This is a genomic window from uncultured Methylobacterium sp., from assembly GCF_964251405.1.
Lineage (GTDB): Bacteria > Pseudomonadota > Alphaproteobacteria > Rhizobiales > Beijerinckiaceae > Methylobacterium.
Window position 1 is genome coordinate 9924 of record NZ_CAXUJR010000102.1, and the last position, 1970, is coordinate 11893.

The 1970-nt window shown below is 60.3% G+C and carries 3 protein-coding genes; all 3 read left to right on the forward strand.

Annotated features, from left to right (window positions below; translation table 11 throughout):
* Nucleotides 1–91: 91 nt before the first annotated feature.
* The 3 genes from ACFE7U_RS15400 (at nucleotide 92) to ACFE7U_RS15410 (ending at nucleotide 1612) form a co-directional block, all read left to right on the forward strand.
* Complete coding sequence (locus ACFE7U_RS15400) at nucleotides 92–463, forward strand: right-handed parallel beta-helix repeat-containing protein (RefSeq protein ID WP_375410597.1); 372 nt, start codon at nucleotides 92–94, stop codon at nucleotides 461–463.
* Nucleotides 464–688: 225 nt separating this feature from the next.
* Entirely contained in the window at nucleotides 689–904 is a 216-nt protein-coding gene (locus tag ACFE7U_RS15405) for a hypothetical protein (protein ID WP_375410598.1), read from the forward strand.
* Nucleotides 905–955: 51 nt separating this feature from the next.
* Nucleotides 956–1612: a hypothetical protein gene (locus ACFE7U_RS15410; protein ID WP_375410599.1), complete on the forward strand. Its 657-nt coding sequence runs from the start codon at nucleotides 956–958 to the stop codon at nucleotides 1610–1612.
* The last annotated feature ends 358 nt before the right edge of the window (nucleotides 1613–1970 follow it).

The following is a 1970-nucleotide window of genomic DNA, read 5'->3' on the forward strand; positions in this document are numbered from 1 at the left end:
TCCTTTCGAGGGCGCGCGGCGGTCGCATGACCATTCGAGGTAATCCCAATTGAGCATCCTCTGAACTCGCACACATTGGGTAGGAAAATACATGCCAGCTACTCCGAGCGGTCTCACGTATTCGACCAAAGCAATCACCACCACATACGACGGTCAGATCATCGAAAATCTCGACCTGTGGGTTGCATCCGGAGATGCGATCACCGTCCAAAACGCTGGCGTGATCATCCGCAACGTCACGATCCATCACGCGACAGGAAACGGCGTGACCGTGGAGAATGCGTCCAACGTCACCATTTCGGATAGCTTGATCGTAAATTCCAATTCTCCGGCCGGACAGGCCGGCGAGAACGAGAATTACGAGACGACGGCGATTCGGGCGACGGATTCCGCCAACCTGAAGGTCGATCACGTCACGATGCGGGACAGCGAGACAGGCGTGTATCTCGGCAATTCCCCCTGAGCCGTCCTATCCTTCGTCGAGGGTCACAATTTTCGCGGTCCCTATCCGGGCGGCCAGCTCGTCCAGTTCGTCGCCTCCCCGAACGGCAAGCTGACCGATTTCTATGTTCTGAACGAACGGGCGAACTCCCACCCCGAGGACAACATCTCGGTCATCAATTCGGCCAACGTCACAGTCTCTCGCGGCGTTATCGACGGCAACAACTCGCCGTCCGGCGTCGGCGTGATGTTCGAGGAGAGTTCGTCCGGCGGCAAAGTCGACCACGTCGATGCCATTCACATGGGCAATGGGGCGTTCAGCTTCTATTCCAACAACGTGAGCTTCGACACCATTCGATCTTTCGACAACATCTCCGCCAACCAGGGGCGGGGCGCCAACCTGTCGAACTCGCTTGTCTTTGCATCGGCAGGCGAAAACGTCGACTTCCTGCATGCAACCTAAACGCGTGCCGTAAATCCAGGCAACGTCGCCTGGGACGAGGGCAGCGACACGATGGACGTGACGAACGCCCCGAACGCGAGGCCTCAAGATCACATCCAGAACCTGTTCGATTGGACGCACACCAACGATGCGTCGGCGATCTATGTCTCGAGCACGACCGGGCAAGCGACAACGACTCCCGCAACCCCTGTCGCCACTCCGGCTCCAACTCCGGCCCCGACGAGCCCCGTCCCGGCTCCCGCCCCGATCGCCACCCCGGAACCGACGCTTGCAGGACGTGGGTCCGACATCAACGGGAACATCCAAGCCAACACGTTGACCGGCACCGGCAAGGCTGAGGACATCAATGGAGGTGGGGGGAACGACACGTTGTCCGGTCTCGGCGGGAACGACGAGATCCACGGCTACGCCGGCAATGACAAGATCAACGGCGGAGCCGGGACCGATTTTCTCTATGGAGATGCGGGCTCCGACACCTTCATCTTGAAAGCCGGGAACGGGACCGACTTGATCGAGGACTTTACCTTGGCGGGGAGCGCGCAGGACTACATGCAGGTCGACAAGAGCATGTTCGCCAATTTCTCTGCCCTGATCTTGGCCACCCGCGACGTGGGAAGTGACGTTTGGATCGACCACGGCTCCGACCACTTCGTTCTGAACGAGATTCACAAGGCTCAGCTTACGGCCGGCGATTTCCTGTTCGTCTAAGCAATGGATCCGCGAACCGGATGCCGGTTCGCGGATCACATGCCCGACAGGATCGCCGCTTGAGCCGAGGGCATGATCCGGATCGTGGCTGGCCCAGAGTGCAAGGGGCCGGACATCAGTCACGCGGTCTCGGACTTCAACGCGGTCTGGGACTTCGCCTCCTGATCGGGACGGTTGTGCTCGGGCGCCCCCATCGAGGTCGTCGTGCCCGCGCGATCTGGCAAAAACGAGCGTCTGGTCTCGTTGCACGGACGAACCCGACGCTCAGTCCCAGGGACCGTTCTCCTGAACCATGTCGCTGAACGGCACCGTCATCACCGCCTGGCCCTGCTCGTCCGTGATCTCGAACGAGCACACC

What these genes read in the sequence shown, in the direction of transcription:
- ACFE7U_RS15405 (WP_375410598.1), top strand. Translation starts at nt 689, where the DNA reads ATGTTCGAGGAGAGTTCGTCCGGCGGCAAAGTCGACCACGTCGATGCC.
- ACFE7U_RS15400 (WP_375410597.1), top strand. Translation starts at nt 92, where the DNA reads ATGCCAGCTACTCCGAGCGGTCTCACGTATTCGACCAAAGCAATCACC.
- ACFE7U_RS15410 (WP_375410599.1), top strand. Translation starts at nt 956, where the DNA reads ATGGACGTGACGAACGCCCCGAACGCGAGGCCTCAAGATCACATCCAG.